The organism is Colwellia sp. MB02u-14, from assembly GCF_014076915.1.
Taxonomy (GTDB): domain Bacteria; phylum Pseudomonadota; class Gammaproteobacteria; order Enterobacterales; family Alteromonadaceae; genus Colwellia_A.
This window is the reverse complement of record NZ_JACGUX010000067.1, coordinates 190,136-212,590: the sequence shown is the minus strand read 5'-3', so window position 1 is coordinate 212,590 and position 22,455 is coordinate 190,136. Positions and strand designations below refer to the sequence as shown.

The 22,455-nt window shown below is 36.7% G+C and carries 19 protein-coding genes; 10 read left to right on the top strand and 9 right to left on the bottom strand.

Features of this window, described 5'->3' with window-relative positions; translation table 11 throughout:
• Window positions 1-6: 6 nt before the first annotated feature.
• Genes H4J52_RS08595 through H4J52_RS08585 form a run of 3 tightly spaced genes read right to left on the bottom strand, consistent with a single transcriptional unit; the run spans window position 7 to window position 3,935 of the window.
• Window positions 7-627, bottom strand: a complete 621-nt coding sequence (locus H4J52_RS08595) for a YigZ family protein (protein ID WP_220460038.1) — start codon at window positions 625-627, stop codon at window positions 7-9.
• Window positions 628-639: 12 nt separating this feature from the next.
• Window positions 640-1,959, bottom strand: a complete 1,320-nt coding sequence (pepQ, locus tag H4J52_RS08590) for a Xaa-Pro dipeptidase (RefSeq protein WP_182224516.1) — start codon at window positions 1,957-1,959, stop codon at window positions 640-642.
• A 56-nt stretch (window positions 1,960-2,015) separates the two neighbouring features.
• Entirely contained in the window at window positions 2,016-3,935 is a 1,920-nt protein-coding gene (locus H4J52_RS08585; protein ID WP_182179712.1) for a transglycosylase SLT domain-containing protein, read from the bottom strand.
• Window positions 3,936-4,177: 242 nt separating this feature from the next.
• Between H4J52_RS08585 and H4J52_RS08580 the strand changes: the two genes are divergently transcribed.
• A complete protein-coding gene (locus H4J52_RS08580; RefSeq protein ID WP_182224515.1) occupies window positions 4,178-4,987 on the top strand; it encodes an SPOR domain-containing protein in 810 nt (269 codons plus the stop codon).
• 67 nt (window positions 4,988-5,054) lie between these two features.
• Window positions 5,055-5,315 (top strand): sulfurtransferase TusA, encoded by a 261-nt coding sequence (tusA, locus tag H4J52_RS08575; RefSeq protein WP_182188787.1) that lies wholly within the window; start codon window positions 5,055-5,057, stop codon window positions 5,313-5,315.
• Window positions 5,316-5,383: 68 nt separating this feature from the next.
• On the opposite strand, the gene glyS is transcribed toward tusA, so the two are convergent.
• From glyS to dnaA, 6 genes are all read right to left on the bottom strand, one after another.
• Window positions 5,384-7,450 (bottom strand): glycine--tRNA ligase subunit beta, encoded by a 2,067-nt coding sequence (gene glyS / locus H4J52_RS08570; RefSeq protein ID WP_182178737.1) that lies wholly within the window; start codon window positions 7,448-7,450, stop codon window positions 5,384-5,386.
• Window positions 7,450-8,373, bottom strand: coding sequence for a glycine--tRNA ligase subunit alpha (glyQ, locus tag H4J52_RS08565; protein WP_182224514.1), 924 nt, complete (start codon window positions 8,371-8,373; stop codon window positions 7,450-7,452). The genes glyS and glyQ overlap by 1 nt, the downstream gene beginning before the upstream one ends.
• A 209-nt stretch (window positions 8,374-8,582) precedes the next feature.
• On the bottom strand, window positions 8,583-11,027 hold the full coding sequence (gene gyrB / locus H4J52_RS08560) for a DNA topoisomerase (ATP-hydrolyzing) subunit B (RefSeq protein ID WP_182178733.1): 2,445 nt from the start codon (window positions 11,025-11,027) through the stop codon (window positions 8,583-8,585).
• Window positions 11,028-11,037: 10 nt separating this feature from the next.
• Window positions 11,038-12,126, bottom strand: a complete 1,089-nt coding sequence (gene recF, locus H4J52_RS08555; protein ID WP_182178731.1) for a DNA replication/repair protein RecF — start codon at window positions 12,124-12,126, stop codon at window positions 11,038-11,040.
• On the bottom strand, window positions 12,126-13,229 hold the full coding sequence (gene dnaN / locus H4J52_RS08550) for a DNA polymerase III subunit beta (protein WP_182178729.1): 1,104 nt from the start codon (window positions 13,227-13,229) through the stop codon (window positions 12,126-12,128). Before dnaN ends, recF begins: the two co-directional genes overlap by 1 nt.
• A gap of 43 nt (window positions 13,230-13,272) precedes the next feature.
• Window positions 13,273-14,628 carry a chromosomal replication initiator protein DnaA gene (gene dnaA, locus H4J52_RS08545; protein ID WP_182178728.1) on the bottom strand — a complete coding sequence of 452 codons (1,356 nt, stop codon included), beginning with the start codon at window positions 14,626-14,628 and terminating at the stop codon, window positions 13,273-13,275.
• Between the two features lie 478 nt (window positions 14,629-15,106).
• Between dnaA and rpmH the strand changes: the two genes are divergently transcribed.
• The 8 genes from rpmH (at window position 15,107) to rsmG (ending at window position 22,445) form a co-directional block, all read left to right on the top strand.
• Window positions 15,107-15,241: a 50S ribosomal protein L34 gene (rpmH, locus tag H4J52_RS08540; protein ID WP_070375296.1), complete on the top strand. Its 135-nt coding sequence runs from the start codon at window positions 15,107-15,109 to the stop codon at window positions 15,239-15,241.
• A 40-nt stretch (window positions 15,242-15,281) separates the two neighbouring features.
• Complete coding sequence (rnpA, locus tag H4J52_RS08535) at window positions 15,282-15,638, top strand: ribonuclease P protein component (RefSeq protein ID WP_182178726.1); 357 nt, start codon at window positions 15,282-15,284, stop codon at window positions 15,636-15,638.
• Window positions 15,605-15,853 (top strand): membrane protein insertion efficiency factor YidD, encoded by a 249-nt coding sequence (gene yidD, locus H4J52_RS08530; RefSeq protein WP_182178724.1) that lies wholly within the window; start codon window positions 15,605-15,607, stop codon window positions 15,851-15,853. Before rnpA ends, yidD begins: the two co-directional genes overlap by 34 nt.
• Window positions 15,854-15,859: 6 nt before the next feature.
• On the top strand, window positions 15,860-17,506 hold the full coding sequence (gene yidC / locus H4J52_RS08525) for a membrane protein insertase YidC (protein ID WP_182224513.1): 1,647 nt from the start codon (window positions 15,860-15,862) through the stop codon (window positions 17,504-17,506).
• Window positions 17,507-17,610: 104 nt separating this feature from the next.
• The gene (mnmE, locus tag H4J52_RS08520; RefSeq protein ID WP_182178720.1) at window positions 17,611-18,987 is read left to right on the top strand and encodes a tRNA uridine-5-carboxymethylaminomethyl(34) synthesis GTPase MnmE; all 1,377 of its coding nucleotides are present in this window, start codon (window positions 17,611-17,613) and stop codon (window positions 18,985-18,987) included.
• 29 nt (window positions 18,988-19,016) lie between these two features.
• The gene (locus H4J52_RS08515) at window positions 19,017-19,460 is read left to right on the top strand and encodes a flavodoxin domain-containing protein (protein ID WP_182224512.1); all 444 of its coding nucleotides are present in this window, start codon (window positions 19,017-19,019) and stop codon (window positions 19,458-19,460) included.
• A gap of 436 nt (window positions 19,461-19,896) precedes the next feature.
• A complete protein-coding gene (mnmG, locus tag H4J52_RS08510) occupies window positions 19,897-21,786 on the top strand; it encodes a tRNA uridine-5-carboxymethylaminomethyl(34) synthesis enzyme MnmG (protein ID WP_182224511.1) in 1,890 nt (629 codons plus the stop codon).
• A gap of 26 nt (window positions 21,787-21,812) precedes the next feature.
• The gene (gene rsmG / locus H4J52_RS08505) at window positions 21,813-22,445 is read left to right on the top strand and encodes a 16S rRNA (guanine(527)-N(7))-methyltransferase RsmG (RefSeq protein WP_182178714.1); all 633 of its coding nucleotides are present in this window, start codon (window positions 21,813-21,815) and stop codon (window positions 22,443-22,445) included.
• Window positions 22,446-22,455 lie beyond the last annotated feature (10 nt).

Sequence of the window (22,455 nt, the reverse complement as noted above, 5' to 3'; positions counted from 1 at the left end):
TTCTGATTAGCGAATAGACTTAAGAGTCAACAGTCCTGAAGAAAGCGTTTGTAGTTTCTGCTTAACGTTAATTAATTGTGCCTCAGGTAAGGCAATAACTAATGCTATTTGTGCAGTAAAGTCTTGTTTGATAATTTCACCTTTTGCTTGTTCAACTAAATACAACACATCGTTTATTTGGTGGTAATCACAAATTAACCACTGTTCTACCATAGGAACTTTGATGCTTGTGCGCAGTAATGATAGCGCTTGACGAATACTTCCCCCATAAGCACGTTGTAATCCACCAGTACCTAATTTTGTCCCTCCAAAATAACGTACAACAATTGCACACAGTTCACCTACATCACTCCCCTGTAATACCGATAACATGGGTCGGCCTGCAGTACCAGCGGGTTCGCCGTCATCAGAAAAGCCATAGCCTTGACTGTCATCTGGTCGGCCAGTAAGAAAAGCATAGCAATGATGACTTGCTTGAGGATGATATTTTTGGCATTTTTTTAACTGGTTTTTTGCTTCTTCATGACTGGTGCAGGGAGAAATATAGCAAATAAAACGACTGCGGCTAACGATTGTTTCATCAACAATATCATTAGCCGCAATTTTATAAGGTTTAGCAATAGCCATTAGTATTAAAGTTTACTTCAACTCTAATTCACGGGTCATATTTTCGTTATGTAACTGATGAACAATAACATTGTCTTCAATACGAATACCGCCAAATGGACGCATAGCTGCTATTTTTTCCCAATTAATCATATTGCCATTTTTTGAGGCTTTAAGATCGGCCAATAATGATTCAATAAAATATAAACCAGGCTCTATAGTGAACACTTGATTAGTTTCAATAATACGTGACGTACGTAAGAATGGATGTTGTTCTGGTGTATTAGCGTGTGTACCACGTTCATCGGCCATAAAACCGCCAACATCATGAGTTTGTAGACCTAGATGATGACCTAAACCATGTGGAAAAAACGTTGAAATAATACCCGTTTCAACGGCGGTATCGACATCAACATTAATAAAGCCAAATTCATGAAGTACGTTACCAATATCACGATAGGTTTCAATATGTAGATCTACATAGCTTTTCCCAGGTTTTAAGCCATCAACAGCATTGAGCATTAATTTGTTCATGCGAGCAATTAATTCAGCAAACTTGTCACGTTTAAATGAATAAGTACGCGTTATATCAGAGGCGTAACCATTAAAGCTGGCCCCTGCATCAATTAAAAAAGAACGATGTGCTTGTGGTACACCGCGGTCTAAAGCCGTGTAATGTAAAATTGAGGTGTTCGTGTTAAGTGCAACAATATTGCCATAAGGTGTTTCGTCACTAGTATGATTTGTTGCTTTTAAATAAGCTTGCTGAATATCAAATTCCGACGAGCCTTGTAAGAAAGCACTTCTTGCCGCTTTATGGCCTGTAACAGCAATAGCGTTCGACTTACGTAAACACTCTTGTTCATATTGTGTTTTATAAGCGCGGTGATAATGCATATAATTGAGTAATGGCTCAGGGTTTATGTTTTTAAATCCCAGCGCTGTTGCTACTTCAATGTGTTCGCCAATATAGGCAAAATCTGTTTTATCATAAGGTAGTAATTTCTCGACATCAGTCGCTTTAGTAAGCACTTTAATATCAAAAAAATCATTCCAGTAATTATCAGCTAAAGGTGTGACTTTATGCCAAAAATCAACAGGTTGATAATAAATAAGCGTAGGTTTATTTTCACCGTTAACAATCAACCAGCAATTTGGGATATCCACTAATGGTAACCAAGCTTTAAAATGAGGATTTACTTTAAAGGGGTAACCATAATCATCAAGAAATACTTTAATTTCTTGGCCTGAATGAATCACTAAACCTTGAAGGTTCTCACGTTTTAATGCCGCTTTAGAACGTTGTTGAAGCTCGGTAACATGGGCTGGGTAAAGCGTTGCTAGTTTGATCATTGATCGCACCTCTGAAAATTTTCCAATATCATATCACACTATCATAAAATATTAATTTACTGCGCAATACTCATCTTGAATATTTGATCAAAAAGTGATGTTTCCTGCCCCACTTTTATTTGATAAATTTCTTGATAAGCCATAACACTCTTCACATATTCACGTGTTTCTTTATAAGGAATAGTTTCAATCCAAATATCGGCTGGCATAGGCTTCAAGTCTTTTAACCAACTTCTTACACGGTATGGACCCGCATTATAAGCTGCAGTTGCTAATACTTGATTACCATCATGGCGGTCGAGTAATCGTTTTAGATATTTTGTACCGAGTTTAATATTAGCTTTCGCGTTCATTAACCGCTTGTTTGTCACTTTGCGCTTTTGTAAATGTTTAGCTGTTGCTGGCATAACCTGCATTAAGCCCTTTGCACCAGCAGGCGAGTTAGCATCTGACATAAATGAACTCTCTCTTCTAGCAATAGCAAATGTCCAAGCTGGGTTTATTTGATACCTCCCTGCTGAATCAATAATTTCATCTTCAAAAGCCAACGGAAAACGTAAATCAACATCATCTAAGTAGCCAACATTAGCTAAAGTAAAAATAGCTCTGTCAAACCACTTTTCTTCATAAGCAATTTTTGATGCTGCAAGCTTTTCCCGATCGCTCAACTGTGTTAGCCAATAATTCCATTCGCGACGGGCATCATAAAACCGCCCAATATGAAAAAATTCAAAGGCTCTTTTTGCTGCTGGGTTTTTTAGTAAGGCTAACTTTTCAGGTGCCGTTATCTCTATAGGACTGTTTTGTAGGTTTACACTTTGCTGTAGGGCACTTGCGGCAAGGAATCCGTAATAATGACGTTTCTTCGCTAATCCGCCTAAGACTTCATGGCCTAAAACAGTGTCACCTGTTTCAAGTAAGCTTCGCCCGTACCAATATAGCCATTGATTACTTTTGTGAAGCGTTTTGGGTAATGCTTTTAAGTCATTTTTAATTTCTGGCCAATCTTGTTCTCTAAGCAAATCAGCCATTCGCCATTGTACAATATTAGTAGACTGAAGATTTTTATCGACTTTTTCTAACCATTCTCCTGAATCTTTGTGGTTTTTACTGGCTAAAGCAATAGCGAATTTTAACACTATTTGCTGTTGTTGTGATTCTGAAAATGGCAAAACTTCTATCGCTTTACTATACGTGTTCAATGCTTTTTCAGGGTCACGCCAAATCAAACGTTTTAATCCGTAAGCGGCAATAGAAGCTTCTTTAACCGACTTATGGGGGAAACGATTCATATTGCTAATATAGGCAGGATCACGGCGAACTTTATGCCACAATGTACCTAAATACTTTTCTTTTTCGGGCATTAGTTTCGTTAGGTAAGGAATTAAAGTATGTTTACCACCATCTGCAGCCAGAGATATTCGCTGCCAAATAGCCTCTTCTGTTCTATAACCTGCATTTTGCCAACGAGTGAATAATGGGTCACATACTTTAGGCTGCGACTTCCCTACTATCCATAATGATGTGATTTTAGGTAATATTTGAGAGTCTGGTACACCCGATTTTAATTGATAATGGTAATACTGACAGGTTAATTCAACATTCGATGTAGGCACATAAAAGCTTTGAAATAATAATGAATTATTACGCTCCGCCAAATACTCCAGCCATTTTTTACGGAGCGGCCAATCAAGAGGTGAACCTCGATATTTTTCCAGAAATAGACTAATTGCTTTTGTATCACCCATTGTCATACCATGCATGAGTTGTTGTTGATCTAAATATGGCTGCAGTGGGTAATAATGCAATTGCTGATACAAGGTTTGATAACGAGAAGAGTTAGGTTGCCAAACATGCTTCTCAGCTTGTTGAAATATTTCACGCACGGCTGATTGATCCGCATATGTAGATGTACTAATAATATTGCAGAGAAAAACCGAGAAAAACATCAATACGGGTGAAGTCAAACGAGACATAGGTTACCTTACTTAATATGAAAACTTACTACTTACTTGTGCTGTTTACTCTATTTACCAATCCCTCTTAATTTTTCACGCATTGCTTAACAAAGCAAGTGAAATTAGTATTCTCTTGTTGTTGATTGTAATAACCATCAGATATTTAATTTTGGTTACATTTGACTGTTGTTATTGATAATATTTAAACGTTTCTTATTATTGTAATTATTATGCGCCTAGTTTCTCTTTTATTCTGTTGTTTGTTTTTAAATACTGCTCAAACTTTTGCAGCTGAACATTCGCTTGCATCACAAATGAGTTATCATGCTGATCAAGATGCTCATTTAGGTTATGGTGTATTTTATCAGTATAAATTTTTAGAAAATTTTGAATTTGAAGCAAAGTATAGTGAAAGCGGAGACTTAAAAGTCTTCGATGATAAGAACACCCTCTTAGGTGATTTCGGAAGCTTATCTTTAGGCATTAATTTTCTTAAGCAACGTAACCAGGACTTATCTTTAAAATTTGGCTTTGGCCTGAATCTAGTTACCGCTTCATCTAATCATATACTTATTGAAACTAATGCTTTAGCACCTTACTTTCAAATATCAGCTAATTATAAGCTGACCAATCAATTATCAGTGACTTTAGGTCAAACGAGTCAATTTCATCAAGATAACCTTGGTACTAACCATTCCCTATTTATGTCAGTTAATTGGCTATTTGGGCAACACCCTGCTGATATTTCTTTCAAAAAAGTCGCAACCAAACGATCGGTTAAAGACGTTAAAAATTTACCTCCACTTGCTCTTAATGACTTAAAGATAAATACCACGGTTAAACCTCGTACTCTGTGGTCTGTGCAAATTGGTGCTTATCAACAACAGAAGAACGCTGATCAAAAGTCCTCGATTTTGCAAGCAGCCCATGCGTTAGCTCTAACCACCAAATTACATAAAGGTCTTTTTCGTATACTAAGTCAGCCTTTTTCAGATAGAAAAAGCGCAGAGGAATACTTAATTTATTTAAAGCATCATTATGATATCAACGGTTTTATAAATAAATTTTAGCGCTGATATCCAGTTTTAATTTTTTTTGCTAAAATTACTCACTTTATAACCCTCACATTTACTCACTATGAATTCTAGCTCTGAAGATATTTTCAAAAATGCCGACCATGTTCTTAATGCTATAGGGTTACGTTGCCCAGAACCTGTCATGATGGTTCGAAAATCTATACGAAAAATGGCTGACCAAGAAACCTTATTAATAGAAGCGGATGACCCTTCAACAGCCCGAGATATCCCGAGTTTTTGTCGCTTTATGGACCACGAACTTATTGCCCAACAAACGAACCAAAAACCTTTCCTTTATTTGATCAAAAAAGGGAAAGCATAACGCTTTCCCTTTTTATTTTTATTTTTATTTTTTATGAACAATCACTCGCTATTGATGCTAAATCTTATCTATTGTAAAAGTGCAACATCAGCGATAGCAAAGAAACTATTTCTTATTTCATTCAATAGCGTTAAACGATTTGTTTTAACCGCTTCATCATCAGCCATAACCATTACGTTATCGAAAAAGTTATCAATTGGCGCTTTTAAACAGGCAAGCTCTGTTAATGCTGCTTGATAATCTTTAGCTAACATCATTGGCGCTATAGTCACCTTAACTTCATCGAAAGCTTTAGCTAAAGCTTTTTCTTCAGCTTCGCTCGCTAAGTCAGCTTTAAACTCAGGATAAAGTTCACCTTTGAATTTAGCTAAAATATTACCAACACGCTTATTAGCTGCAGCCAGTGTCGCCGCTTGCTCTAAAGATTTAAAGTGACTTACCGCTTTAATACGTTTTTCAAAATCTAATGGCGCCGTAGGTGCATTGGCCAAAACAGCCTGAATAACATCAACTGAGATGCCTTGCTCCTGGTAATAGGCTCTAAAACGACCTAAAACAAAATCAGTCACTTGTATATTAACGTTTTCATTGGCAAGCTTGTCGCCGTATAAAACAACACTTTCGTTAATTAACTCACTGATATCTAATGATAATTGTTTTTCTATAATAATTCGAATTAAACCGATTGCCGCTCGACGTAAAGCAAAGGGGTCTTTATCACCTTTCGGTGGCTGATTTATACCAAATATGCCAACCAAACTATCGACTTTATCTGCTATAGCTACGGCACAACCAATATTGCCTTCAGGTAAGGTATCACCCGAGTATCGGGGACGGTATTGGTCTTCTAATGCTTGAGCAACCTCAGGTGATTCACCATCATTTTGAGCATAATACTTCCCCATAGTACCTTGTACTTGAGGAAACTCTAACACCATTTCAGACATTAGATCGGTTTTACTTAATAAGCCAGCACGTGTCGCCTGTGCTGAGTTTTCACCTATTTGACCAGCAATATGACCGCTTAATGAAGCAATGCGTTCTGACTTCTCTTTTAACGTACCTAATTGTTTTTGAAACAATACCGATGATAAGCTTTCTAAGCGTGATTCTAACGTTTTACTCTTATCTGTTTTAAAGAAAAACTCAGCATCAGCCAAACGTGGACGAATAACTTTTTCATTGCCTTTAATCACTTGGCTTGGATCTTTACTTTCTATATTTGATACAAAAATAAACTTATTTAATAATTGTCCATTTTTGTCATTCACTGGAAAGTATTTTTGATGATCTTTCATTGAGTAGATAAGCGGTTCAGCAGGAACATTTAAAAAGGCTTCATCGAAACTACCAATGAGTATAACAGGCCACTCGACTAATCCAGTAACTTCTTCTAATAAGTCTGCGTCAATTAGCGCTACACCATTTAATTGGTCTGCCGCTTTATTAATTTCTGCCAAAATTAATTTTTGTCTCTGTTCATAATCAACTTGTACAAACGCTGCTGTTAACTTATCTTCGTATTCATCAGCATGCGCTAAAGACACGAACCCTTCGTGATGAAAGCGGTGCCCTGTCACTAAATTACTCGAGTTTACCTCTAACGTTTTACCATTAATAACTTTATCACCAAACATTATTGTTAACGTATGAACAGGTCGAATAAATTGTGTTCGGGTGCTTCCCCAGCGCATAGGCTTAGGAATAGGTAGTTTACTTACAGCTACATTTATCATTGCTGGAATTAAAGCTGCTACTGTTTTACCTTGTTGAGTAGCGCGGTGGAGTAACCATTCACCTTTATCCGTTTTCAAACGTTGTGCTTCTTCAACACTGATACCATTTGAACGTGCCCAACCTTGTGCTGCTTTACTTGCATTACCTTCAGCATCGAAAGCAACATCAACAGCTGGTCCACGTTTTTCAATTTCTTTATCTGCTTGTTTTTCAACGAGCTTACTTACTTTAACAGCTAAACGACGAGGTGTAGCAAACCATTTTATCTCTTCATAGGCTAGATCTGCGCTGTCTAATTGATCTTTTATTTGCTGATAAAAGGTTACCGCAAGATTTTTTAATGACTTTGGCGGTAACTCTTCAGTACCTAGTTCTATCAATAATGTTTCAGTATTCATTATGACTTATCCTCAGAGGTATTATTATTCTTACAAAGAGGAAAACCTAATTCTTCACGTTTATCATAATAAGCCTTTGCACAAGCTTTTGATAATGTTCTAACTCTAAGTATATAACGTTGACGTTCAGTCACAGAAATAGCATGACGAGCGTCTAATAAGTTAAACGCGTGAGATGCTTTCATAACTTGTTCATAAGCAGGTAGTGCTAAGCCAGCTTCAATTAACTTTTGGCTATCTTTTTCACATTGATCAAAAGTGTTAAACAATGCATCTACGTCTGCATACTCAAAGTTGTAAGTTGATTGTTCAACTTCATTTTGATGAAATACATCACCATACAGTACTTTACCCATAGGACCATCGGCCCACACAAGATCATAGATGCTGTCAACATTTTGAATATACATCGCTAAACGTTCAAGGCCGTAGGTTATTTCACCGGTTACTGGTGTGCACTCTAAGCCACCTACTTGTTGAAAGTAAGTAAATTGTGACACTTCCATGCCATTTAACCAAATTTCCCAACCTAGCCCCCAGGCGCCCAACGTTGGTGATTCCCAGTTATCTTCGACAAAGCGAATATCATGTACGAGAGGATCAATGCCTAACTCTTTTAAAGAAGTAAGGTACAACTCTTGGATATTTTTTGGCGAAGGTTTTAACATCACTTGGAATTGGTAATAGTGTTGTAAACGATTTGGGTTTTCACCGTAACGACCATCTGTAGGACGACGACAAGGCTGAACAAAAGCACTACTCATTGGTTCAGGGCCAATAGAGCGTAGAAAGGTCATGGGATGAAAGGTACCAGCACCTACTTCGAGATCAAGGGGTTGAACGATGACACAACCTTGACGCGACCAGTAGTCTTGTAACTGAAAGATTAATCCTTGAAATGTTTTTATATTGAACGTACTCATAATTTTCCGATTCATTATTCGTGTGAGTTTACCGATAACGGCTAATGATATTAAGTATACCGATTGCTTTATTATTCGCCTAGTAACAAGTTAACAAACTTTGAGTTTTTACTCAGTAATTAATTACTTTATCTATTACCGTGTTGCAGAATGTTAAAATGCCCGGATTTGATGTCCGGGCATTTATTATTTTAAAATAGCGAGTTTAACTATATATCTAAGTTTGCTACATTTAATGCGTTTGCTTCAATGAAGTTTCTACGTGGCTCAACATGATCACCCATGAGTGTCGTAAACAATAAATCTGCAGCAATAGCATCTTCAATGGTAACTTGTAACATACGACGCGTTTCAGGATCCATTGTAGTTTCCCACAACTGGCTTGGATTCATTTCACCCAATCCTTTATAACGCTGTATGTATTGTCCACGTTTAGATTCAGCCATTAACCAAGTAAGAGCTTCTTCAAATGTAGTGACAGTTTTAATTTTTTCACCACGTTTAACATAACCACCTTCTTCGATTAAGCCATTAATTGCCGTATTTAAACCAAAGATAGTTTCGAATTCTTTTGAATGAATAAATTCGTAACCACAATCATAGATATGGTCAATACCGTGCTGTCGAACATTAAAGCTAGGATAATAGATGTTTCTTTCTTGATCATGCTTTATATCAGCAGAATAGATAGAACCATTACCATCTTGGTTGTCCAATTGTGAAACTAAATCAGCGACCCAAGCTTCAACTAATACTTTATCGTTAAAATCTGTCTTAAGAATTTCTTTGCTGTAAATCATTTTCTCTAATATATCAGCAGGAATTTGACGAGATACACGTTTAATGATGTCATGTGTTTTACGATACTGTCTCACGAGTTGTTCTAGCGAAATACCTGAAATAGCAGGTGCAGATTCATTTACATAAATTTCTGCATTATCTAATGCTAACGTTGTTAGGTATTCTGTTAAACCATCATCATCTTTAATATAGCGCTCTTGCTTGCCTTTCTTCACTTTATAAAGTGGTGGTTGAGCAATAAAAATATGGCCACGTTCCATTATTTCTGGCATTTGACGATAAAAGAATGTCAATAACAAAGTACGTATGTGTGATCCATCGACATCAGCATCGGTCATGATGATGATACTGTGGTAACGTAATTTTTCAGGGTTGTATTCATCACGTCCGATACCACAACCTAGAGCAGTGATTAACGTGCCTACTTCTTGTGATGATATCATTTTATCAAAACGTGCTTTTTCAACGTTAAGAATTTTACCTTTTAGGGGTAATATTGCTTGGTTACGACGATTTCGTCCCTGCTTGGCTGAACCACCAGCAGAGTCTCCTTCCACAATATATAGTTCAGATAACGCAGGATCTTTTTCCTGACAATCTGCTAATTTACCAGGTAAACCGGCGATATCTAACGCACCTTTACGGCGTGTCATTTCACGGGCTTTACGAGCAGCTTCACGCGCTCTTGCCGCATCGACAATCTTCATAATAATAGTACGAGCAACAGCTGGTTTTTCTAATAGATATTCACCTAGCTTTTCGCCCATAGCTTGTTCAACAGCCGTTTTAACTTCCGATGAAACGAGCTTGTCTTTAGTTTGTGATGAGAATTTAGGGTCAGGTACTTTAACTGATATTACCGCCGTTAAACCTTCGCGAGCATCATCACCAGAGGCACTTGTTTCTGTACTACCGCCTTTCTTCGTTTTATTAAGACCTTCTTTTACCATATAACTATTAAGCGTACGTGTTAAAGCAGTACGGAAACCACTTAAGTGAGTACCACCATCACGCTGAGGAATATTGTTAGTAAAACAGTGAATACTTTCTTGGAAACCATCATTCCACTGCATCGCAACTTCTACAATAATGCCATCTTCACGCGCTAAATCGAAATAGAATATATCTTCATTTACCGGTGTTTTATTGGTATTTAAGTAATCAACGAATGCTTGGATACCACCATCAAATTTGAAATGGTCTTCTTTGCCTTTCTCACGCTCATCGATTAAGCGAATTGAAATACCAGAATTTAAGAAAGATAACTCACGGATACGTTTAACTAATAAGTCATAGTGAAATAAGACATCTGTAAAGGTATTTTCACTTGGCCAGAAACGTACTTCAGTACCTGTTTTATCACTTACACCGACCTCAGCTAGAGGAGCTTCAGCGACACCTTCGTGATATGTTTGCTCAAATAATTTACCTGCTCGTCGAATATTCAGTTTTAGCTTGCTACTTAAAGCATTTACCACTGAAATACCAACGCCATGAAGACCACCAGAAACTTTATAGCCGGAGTCTTCACCACCAAATTTACCACCAGCATGGAGTACTGTCATGATAACTTCAGCAGCAGAAATACCTTCTTCAGGATGTATGTCAGTTGGAATACCACGGCCATCATCTCTAACAGATACAGAGCCGTCTATATGTATTTTAACAACAATTTCAGTACAATGACCCGCTAACGCTTCATCGATAGAGTTATCTAATACTTCAAACACCATATGATGCAAACCACTGCCATCATCCGTGTCACCAATGTACATTCCTGGTCTTTTACGTACAGCGTCAAGTCCTTTTAGAACTTTAATACTGTCTGAGCCGTATTCATTTTCTACTGTCATAGCGTATAGCCTATTTACCTATTGCTGAGATTTGTCCATGTTTCACGTGAAACATCTTATAATTATTATCAGTAGGAACCAAGGGTTCTACTGCGATTTTATCAATTGCCGTGATAATAACTTGGCAGTCTAGTTTATTAATTGCGTTGCTTAGTAAAGTTCTAGAATTTAAATCTAGTTCTGCACCTACATCGTCAATTAATAAAATTGGTTTTACTCGTTTAACTTTCTCTATTAGCTTTGCTTGCGCAAAAGTTAACGCCAGTAAAAACAACTTTTGTTGACCACGAGATAATTGGTTGTCTATAACCACATTACCCGTTAAAAATTTAACATCGAACTTTTGTGCGCCGTATAGACTGAAGCCACACTTCCTTTCTCTTTCACTATTTTGTGATAACACATCATTTAACGACTTTTTACTGTTCCACCCTTGAGTGTACGATATCGATATGTCATCGGCCAAAGTAGGTAGCATTAATTCTAACCAAGGTTGAAGTTCCTCAGATAGTTCTTTAATGTACTCATCACGTAATTTTGCGACTCTAACTGATGACTCACAAAACACATGAGTCCAATAACTTAGCGTATCACTATCAGCTTTATTACGTAAACAAGCATTCCTGTGTTTCAATATTCGAGAGAACTCTTTCCAGCAATCTGAAAATGACTGTTTCACGTGAAACAATCCTAAATCTATGAAACGTCGTCTTTGTTTAGGTCCACCAAAAAACAGCTTAAAACTTTCGGGTGTAATCACTTGTACTGCAACATTTATTGCCAGTTGAGAAAGCTGACGATATTTCTCACCCGCAATTTTAATTTCGGTGAGACCGGTATCAAAATCTTTTGCAACACCTAGCTGCAACCCCTTATTGTCTTTAGCACTAACAATAAACTTTTTTTTGCTATGGGTAACTAAATTTTCAACTTGCGATGTCCTAAAGGACTTACCATGCCCTAGATAAAAAATAGCTTCTAATAAGCTACTTTTTCCACTGCCATTGTCGCCGATAATAAAATTAATATTGTCATTTAATTCAATAGGATCTGAAGCTAAATTTCTAAAATCAAAAACGGTAAGTTTTGCTATACTCATTACAAACGCATTGGCATAACAACATAAATAGCTTCATTACTTTCAGCACCTTCAATAACTACACTACTATTTGCATCAGCCAAAGTAAATTTAACTTCTGGCTCTTTAATGGCATTCAAAACATCAAGAACGTAATTAACATTAAAACCGATTTCAACTTCATCATAAGGAAAGTCAATTTCTAATACTTCTTCAGCTTGCTCTTGCTCAGGATTATTAGCGGTTATTTTTAGCTCATGCTTGGAAAAATTCAAACGTACACCTCTGAATTTATCATTTGATAAAATAGAAGCACGCGATAGAAGTTGGCGTAAATTGTCTTTACTGGTATTTAATACTTTATCACCGTTGCGTGGAAGTACTCGACGGTAATCAGGAAAGCGACCGTCAACTAATTTACTGGTAAAAGAGAATTCACTATCGATAATACGAATATGATTAGAGCCAAGAAATACTTGCACATTTTCTTCAACAGGATCAAGTAAGCGAATAATCTCTAAAATACCTTTACGGGGAACAATAACTTGTCTTGATGGTAGCGTTAATTCATTAGACGATATTTTACATATCGCAAGACGATGCCCATCAGTGGCAACAGAACGGATTTCATTACCTTCAGTTTCAATTGACATCCCATTAAGATAATACCTAACATCTTGATTAGCCATAGAAAAATGTGTACTTTCAATTAAACGAAGTAAGTCAGATTTAAAAAGCTGAAATTCGACATCGCCTTTCCATTCTTCAATATTGGGAAAATCTACAGCGGGTAATGTTGATAATGAATATTTACTTCTTCCGGTGCTAATAGTAATAGCTTCATTAGTAGATTCAAAAGATAAAATTGAATCGTCAGGTAAACTCTTACAAATATCAAGAAGCTTTCTGGCGGGGATAGTAATTTTACCATCTTCACCCTGGTTATCTATTTGGGTACTAGATACCATTTCAAGTTCTAAATCAGTGGCTGTTAACGTAAGTGACTGCCCACTTATATTTAAAAGAATATTACCAAGAATAGGTAATGTACTTTTACGTTCAACGGCACCAGAAACCAATAAAAGTGGTTTCAGTAATAATTCCCTATTTAATGAAAACTTCATTTATCTACCTATCTTTTTTGTGTACTTATTATTATAACGAAAGCTATGATGAAAGTGTTCTAGTTAAATTAGAATAATCTTCCTTGATGTCATGCGACTCTTCGCGTAACGCCTTAACCTTACGACATGCATGGAGGACGGTTGTATGATCACGCCCACCGTATGCATCACCTATTTCTGGCAAACTATGGTTAGTTAGCTCCTTAGATAATGCCATTGCAATTTGCCTAGGTCTAGCCACAGATCTATTTCTACGTTTTGAAAGTAAATCGGCAACTTTAATTTTATAATATTCTGCAACGGTTCGTTGAATATTATCGATAGTAACTAATTTGTCTTGTAAGGCAAGTAAATCTCGTAATGCTTCACGCACAAAATCTATCGTAATAGGTCTACCAGTAAAGTTAGCATTGGCGATAACTCTATTCAATGCCCCTTCGAGCTCACGAACATTAGACCGAAGACGTTTCGCAATAAAAAAGGCAACTTCATCAGCCAAGTTAATATGACTTTCTTGCGCTTTACGTTTAAGAATGGCAACACGCGTTTCTAGTTCGGGAGGCTCTATTGCAATAGTTAATCCCCAACCAAAGCGAGATTTAAGCCTATCTTCAACATCAACTTCTTTTGGATAACGATCACTGGTTAAAATAATTTGCTGATTACCTTCAAGCAAAGCATTGAAAGTATGAAAAAATTCTTCTTGCGTTCTGTCTTTACCTGCAAAAAATTGAATATCATCGATGAGTAAAGCATCAACACTACGATAATAATGTTTAAATTTTTCCATCGCATTATTTTGTAATGCGCGAACCATATCTTGAACAAATCGCTCTGAATGCATATAAGCAATTTTAGCATTGGGCTTATTTAATAAAATACCGTTACCGACCGCATGTAATAAATGGGTTTTACCTAAACCCGTTCCGCCATAAATAAATAGAGGGTTATAGGCAGAACCAGGATTATCGGCAACTTGTGAGGCAGCAGCGCGTGCTAATTGGTTTGATTTACCTTCAACAAAATTATCAAAAGTGTATTTGACCCTAACATTAGTAGTTTTAGGTAAATTACTTTGCGGCTCTTCCCTTTTTTTATTAGCACTTACAAGTTGTGGAATAGTATTGATAATATTTTGTGAGCTACTTTGATTTGGAATACTACCAACATCAAATCTAAGGAGAGGAGGATTAGTACTTTCTTGCAAAGTAACCAATTCATTTATACGACTAACATATTTGTCACGAACCCAATCAAGTACAAAACGATTAGGTGCATATAATGTCATGATATTGTCAGCGACAACACATTGTAACGGACGTATCCACATACTGAATTGCTGCGCAGGCAACTCTTCTTGTAGAACTGAAAGGCATCGCTGCCAAAGTGAATGATCCAACCAAATGCTCCTGATATTACACGACGTGCTGTTACATTAGCCTCTCGTAAAAACGACAAATAAAGCAAGCGTAGGTAAATGTGGTATTTTTATAATTGGTCTATTATCACCATAGTTATCCACAACATCAATATTGACTTTTAAATAGTTGCCCTTTTAATGAAAATAAAATAAAAAAGACTCCGCAAAAGCAATAAAAACGGTATTTTTAGACTAATTTACTGCTAAAATTTTATTTACATATTATTTAGCTATTAGCAGTAATTACTTAACGTCTTTTGGATGTAATTCAAAATAATGTTACAAAACTGTGGATATAAATAATAGATCACAAAGATCTATTAGGATCTTTTTAAAATAGATGACTATAAGCATTGACAACAGTTGCTACAAACTATAAAATTCGGCCTCTTTTTTTAGAACCAGTGTGCTCAATACGGCTGTTTGCCAGGGCAACAACAACAGACGGATTAGCGTAATGAAAAGAACATTTCAACCTAGTGTATTAAAGCGTAAACGCAACCACGGTTTCCGTGCTCGTATGGCTACAAAAAACGGTCGTGCAGTAATTTCACGTCGCCGTGCTAAAGGCCGTAAAAGCCTTAGCGCATAATCTCTTTTTTAATCTTTAATAAAGAGATATTTTAACCATCATGGTTAATTATGAATTTAATCGGGAGTCACGCTTGTTGACTCCCGGTCACTTTCAATCTGTATTTTCTAAACCTCTTCGTTTCGGCTCTAGCCACATAACTATTCTTGTTAGTCCAAATTTAGATGAACGTAATCGTTTAGGCTTAGCTATTGCTAAAAAACGCGTTAAATTAGCTGTTCAGCGAAATCGTATTAAACGTCAAATTAGAGAAAGTTTTCGACTCAATCAACATGAATTACCCAATATCGATATCGTCGTTATGGTGAAATCAGGCACAGATAAGTTAGAAAACGCAGAAATTAAAAAACAATTAGAAAAAATATGGCGAAAAGTAATTCAACGCCACAACAGCTAGCAATAGCTTTAGTTAAAGCTTACCAGCGCTGGCTTAGCCCACTACTTGGCAGTAACTGCCGATTTCATCCAACTTGCTCTTTTTATGCTATTGAGGCAATTAATCGCTTCGGTGTGATAAAAGGTTGTTGGTTAGCGGGCAAACGTATACTAAAATGCCATCCATTAAACGCGGGTGGATTAGATCCCGTGCCACCATCAAAAAAAGAGAAATAATAAATTATGGAATCTCAACGCAGTTTTCTTTTTATTGCGCTTATGGTTGTTACTTATTTGCTGTTCACAGAATATCAAAAAGATAATGCACCTGTAGTCGCTCAGCCCGCAATGACACAAACAACAAATCAAGTGAACACTAGTGATGCTGATTCTATTCCTCAGTCATCAAGTTCAGCAATGCCAATATCAACACTGGTTAAAGCAAGCGAACAAGTAATTAGTATAGATACTGATGTACTTATTGTTAAAATTGCTACACGTGGTGGCGATATTGTTGAAGCAAGATTAAAAGACTTCGATACAGAACAAGGCAACGGCATACCGTTTACCGTAATGCAAAATGGTAACCGTAAATATGTTGCACAAAGTGGACTGATTGGCGCACAAGGTTTAGATCAAGTAATACCTGGCCGTCCGGTTTATCAAACAAGCAGTAAATCATACACACAAACAGGTAATACACCGTTAGTCGTTGATTTACAATATACAGCTGAAAATGGCTTGAACGTAACAAAGCGTTTTACATTTACAAAGTCAGACTATAGCGTAGATGTTGAATATATTATAAACAACACAGCAACTACCGCTGCTACCGTTCAAATGTACGGACAACTAAAACAGTCTACTGTAGTAGAGAGTGGTAGTTCGTTAATGCCTACGTATCGTGGTGCTGCCTATTCGACAACTGAAGATCGCTATGAAAAATACGATTTTGGTGACATTGAAGAAAAAAGATTAAATGTAACGACTGCTGGTGGGTGGGTTGCAATGCTTGAACATTATTTTGTTTCCGCATGGGTACCGAGTCTAACTGCCGATAACAATATTTATTCAAGTTATTCTGCTAACAATGAAGCTGTAATTGGGTTTAAGTCACCATCGGTGACAATTCAACCAAATAGCCAAGCGACAACGTCAGCTATTTTTTATGTTGGTCCTAAGGATCAATATAAGCTTGATGAGATAGCGCCAAACTTAGGGTTGACCATAGATTACGGCTTTTTATTTATGATCAGTAAGCCACTATTTTGGTTATTACTTCAAATTCAGTCTTTGGTTACTAACTGGGGTATTGCGATTATTGTAATTACCTTAGTCGTTAAGGGTGCTATGTATCCATTAACAAAAGCACAATACACCTCAATGGCTAAGATGCGTGAACTTGCGCCTAAAATGGCACAGTTAAAAGAACGCTTTGGTGATGACCGTCAGAAAATGTCACAAGCTACCATGGAAATGTACAAGAAAGAAAAAGTGAACCCCGCTGGTGGTTGTTTACCAATGATCATTCAAATGCCAATATTCTTAGCATTGTATTGGGTATTTTTAGAAAGTGTTGAATTACGTCACGCACCATTCTTTTTCTGGATAGAAGATCTTTCTACTATGGACCCTTATTTTATATTACCGGTGTTTATGGGTGTCAGTATGTTCGTTATGCAAAAAATGCAACCGATGACGATACAAGATCCGATGCAACAGAAAATTATGCAATATATGCCCGTAGCATTTTCTGTATTCATGGCTTGGTTCCCATCAGGTCTAGTACTTTATTGGTTTGTCAGTAACATGATTTCAATTGTACAAATGAAAATTATTTTCAGTGGCATAGAAAAAGCTAAATTGGCCAAAGTAAAAGCTAAAGATTAATTATTAAAGCGTAAAATTGTTAAAGGCGACCTAATATAGGTCGCCTTTTTTATTTCTGCTCAATAAATGTTTATAATAGCCTCGCTCTCTCCTAGGAAATAATTATGACTGAAGTTTTATATCAAAAAGAAACCATTGCAGCACAAGCCACAGCACCAGGTCGTGGCGGAGTTGGCATTATCAGAATATCAGGTCCAGAAGTTAAAAATGTTGCTCAGGCTATATTAGGAAGAATACCTGAAATTAGAAAAGCAGAATATTTACCTTTTAATGATGCTAACCAAAACGCCTTAGATCAAGGAATTGCCTTATATTTTAAAGCCCCACATTCTTTTACAGGAGAAGATGTACTTGAACTACAAGGACATGGCGGCCCCGTAATATTAGATATGCTGTTAAAAGAAATTTTAGCACTACCTAAAGTACGTATGGCAAAACCCGGTGAATTTAGTGAGCAGGCATTTATTAATGACAAATTAGATCTCACGCAAGCAGAGGCTATTGCAGATTTAATCAACTCTAGTTCTGAACAAGCAGCTCGATGCGCGTTGCATTCATTACAGGGTGATTTCTCAAAATTAGTCAATGAACTCGTTGAAAGTACAATTTATCTAAGGATGTATGTCGAGGCTGCTATAGATTTTCCAGAAGAAGAAATAGATTTTCTCGCTGATGCAAAAGTGGTGGGGGATCTTAAAAAAATAATCACGCAAGTAGAAAAAGTCCAGAGCCAAGCCCATCAAGGCAGTATTATTCGTGAAGGTATGCGCGTCGTTATAGCAGGACGTCCTAATGCGGGTAAATCAAGCTTGTTAAATGCTTTAAGTGGAAGAGAGGCGGCAATTGTTACAGATATTGCTGGAACGACTCGTGATGTGCTTACAGAGCAAATACACATCGATGGTATGCCATTACATATTATAGATACTGCAGGTTTACGTGAAAGTAACGATCAAGTTGAACAAATAGGCATTGAACGCGCATGGAAAGAAATAAATCAAGCCGACAGAGTACTATTGATGGTTGATGCGACTGATCATAATAGCGAAGATCCTCAAAAATTATGGCCAGAGTTCTTTGCTCAATTACCTAAAGATATTGGTTTAAGTATTATTAAAAACAAAGCGGATATTAACGAAATGAGTACGGGATATTCAGAAGTGAATGCACTGCCCACCATTACATTATCAGCGAAAAATGGCGAAGGCATAACAGAGCTTAAAGAACACTTAAAAAGCATTATGGGTTACCAAGGAAGTACTGAAGGCGGATTTATGGCAAGAAGACGACACTTAGCCGCGCTAGAGCAAGCACATCACCATTTAATTGTCGGTTTAGACCAACTTGAATCTTATGTTGCGGGGGAGATTCTTGCTGAAGAATTACGTTTATGTCAAATCGAACTCAATAAAATAACCGGTGAGTTCACCAATGACGATCTATTAACTGAGATATTTTCGTCTTTTTGTATCGGAAAATAACGCTTAATATATAAAAGTAAAGGAACAAAATGAGCTCATTTCAAATCATTGTTGGTAGTATGTTAGGAGGAACTGAGTATGTTGCAGAGGCATGTGAAGAGACTTTATTAGCACTAAATCATCAAACGACTCTTCATTTGCAGCCTGAGTTAGCTCAAATAACAAGCGATAATCACACTTGGCTAATTTGTACGTCAACACATGGCGCAGGAGACTTCCCTGACAACATTCAGAAATTTGTTGAAGATCTTAGAAATAGTGCTATAGATCTATCCCCAAGTAAATTTATGATCATAGCAATAGGCGATTCAAATTATGATACTTTTTGCAAAGCGGGTTTTGATTTAAATAACCTACTAATATCAATGGGTTGGGTTGAAATGCTACCAATTAAAACCTTAGATATGAGAGAAGAAATAGATCCAGAGGATCTTGCTCAACAGTGGATAGAAAAAAATAAAGATCTTTTATAAAGATCTTACTCATAAGTTATCAACAAAACTATGCATATAAATAATGTGTTGTGGATAAGTCTGGGTAAAACCTATTAATTTCTTATTATTATTCAGTGTATAGAATTATTATTTATTTTGCTTGTGGATAACTAGCCCTTTTGATCATAGGTTTAAAGCCCTTTGATCAAAGTTTGATCACAGTGTTATGATCGTACTAATAAACTGTTATATATAAAGAAAAAGTACTTATCAACAGAAAATCGCTTTACTAATAAGTAATAGTAATAAGATCTCTTTAAAGATCTTATATATTATAAGAAGGATCGCACTCAGATCTTTTTAGTGATTTGATCATTCCCCTCACCGAAAAAAAGCGCTAAAATACGTTCCCTAATTTTTGAATAGCAAATATTCATTAAAAAATATTTTAACGTTTAACCAAGGTCTAAAATCTATGTGGTATCAAGAATCTTATGACGTAATCGTAGTCGGTGGTGGTCATGCCGGAACAGAAGCATGTCTTGCAGCAGCACGCATGGGTTGTAAAACATTATTGTTAACGCATAACATCGACACCTTAGGTCAAATGTCATGTAATCCAGCTATTGGCGGTATTGGCAAAGGGCATTTAGTTAAAGAAATTGATGCTTTAGGTGGATTAATGGCAACCGCTACAGACCATGCAGCGATTCAATTTAGAACGTTGAATGCAAGTAAAGGCCCTGCAGTACGTGCAACAAGAGCACAGGCTGACCGAATATTGTATAGATCTTATGTGAGAAACTATTTAGAAAATCAAAAAAATCTCACTATTTTCCAACAACCATGTGATGATCTTATTCTAGAAAACAACAAAATTGTTGGTGTTTCAACACAAATGGGCCTTAAATTTAAAGCAAAGTCGGTAGTTTTAACGGTTGGAACATTTTTAGCAGGTCAGATTCATATTGGCTTAAATAATTATCAAGGTGGTAGAGCCGGTGATCCTTCAAGTGAAAACTTAGCCAAAAACTTACGTGATATGCCATTTCGTATGGATCGTTTAAAAACTGGTACACCACCTCGCCTAGATGCAAGAAGCTTAGATTTTTCTAAAATGGAACAACAACCAGGTGATGATCCTCGGCCAGTATTTTCATTTATGGGATCGCGAGACGATCATCCCGCACAAGTACCTTGTTACATCACACATACTAACATCAAAACTCATGACATTATCAGAGATGGCCTAGATAGATCTCCTATGTACACTGGCGTAATCGAGGGTGTTGGCCCGAGATATTGCCCTTCGATAGAAGATAAAATCACCCGTTTTGCTGATAAAGATTCACATCAAATTTTTGTTGAACCTGAAGGTTTAACTACACATGAAATTTATCCTAATGGCATTTCAACCAGTTTACCTTTTGATGTACAAATGGCCTTAGTGCGATCAATTAAAGGTTTTGAAGATGCACATATCACCCGGCCAGGTTATGCCATTGAATATGACTATTTCGATCCTCGTGATTTAAAGCAAACACTTGAAAGCAAATTTGTAGAAAACTTATATTTTGCAGGCCAGATAAATGGCACTACAGGCTATGAAGAAGCAGGCGCACAAGGTCTATTAGCCGCCACCAATGCGGCGGCTCGTGTGCAGGGGAAAGAAGAACTAATTTTAGGTCGAGACCAAGCTTACATGGGAGTATTGGTCGATGACTTAGCGACCTTAGGCACTAAAGAACCTTATCGTATGTTTACTTCGCGTGCAGAATATCGTTTATTATTGCGTGAAGACAATGCTGATATTCGCTTAACTGAAAAAGGTTATAACCTTGGGCTCGTCGATGAAAATCGTTGGAGATCATTTAATGAAAAAATTGAAATGGTTGAACTTGAACGCCAACGATTGAAGTCGACATGGATCCAAAAAGATCATCAAGCAGTAGATCAAATAAATTTACTACTGAAAGCTGATATAAGTCGAGAAAATAGTTTAGAAGATCTTATTCGCCGACCTGAAGTTCGTTACGACGATTTAATGAAAATTGAAGGTATGGGTCCAGCTGTTACAAATAAGCAAGCGGCAGAACAAGTTGAAATTCAAATTAAATATGCGGGTTATATTGATCGACAACTTGACGAAATATCGAAAAAGAAACGTCATGAAAATACGTTGATCCCACTTGATTTTGATTTTACTCAAATATCAGGTTTATCGAATGAAGTTGTTGCAAAATTAAGTGATTCACGTCCAGAAACTATTGGTAAGGCATCGCGTATTTCTGGTATTACCCCAGCGGCAATATCTTTGTTATTGGTATATCTTAAAAAACATGGCTTGTTACGTAAAATAGCTTAATTAAAAATTAAAACGCGAAAAAATAAATGACACTTAAAACTGAACTGACCTCGTTAATAGATAAAAGCGAATTAACACTCGATGAAGCACAAATAGACTTATTAATTCAATATGTTGAGTTATTAAATAAATGGAACAAGGCTTATAACTTAACGTCGGTTCGTGACACCAGTGATATGTTGGTAAAACATATTATGGACAGCTTAATGGTTGGCAAAGTATTAAAAGGCCAATCATTCATTGATGTGGGTACAGGACCAGGATTACCAGGCATCCCATTAGCTATTTTATACCCCGAAAAAAACTTTGTTCTATTAGACAGTTTAGGAAAAAGAATCACTTTTTTACGTCAAGTTGTTTTTCAACTAAAACTTAAAAATGTAACACCCGTCTTATCGAGAGTTGAAAAATATCAACCTGAAGCACTATTTGATGGGGTCTTGAGTCGAGCTTTTGCATCACTTGAAGATATGGTCAATTGGTGTCAACATCTCATTGCGGATGAAACTGGGCGATTTTATGCACTAAAAGGTCAATTTCCCCGCGAAGAAATAGAACAATTGCCAGAACATATAAAGTTTGTAGACAGTAGCGAAATAATCGTGCCTAATTTGCAGGGTGAACGCCATGTTATTGAACTAAAAAAAATAATAATATAATAAATTACTT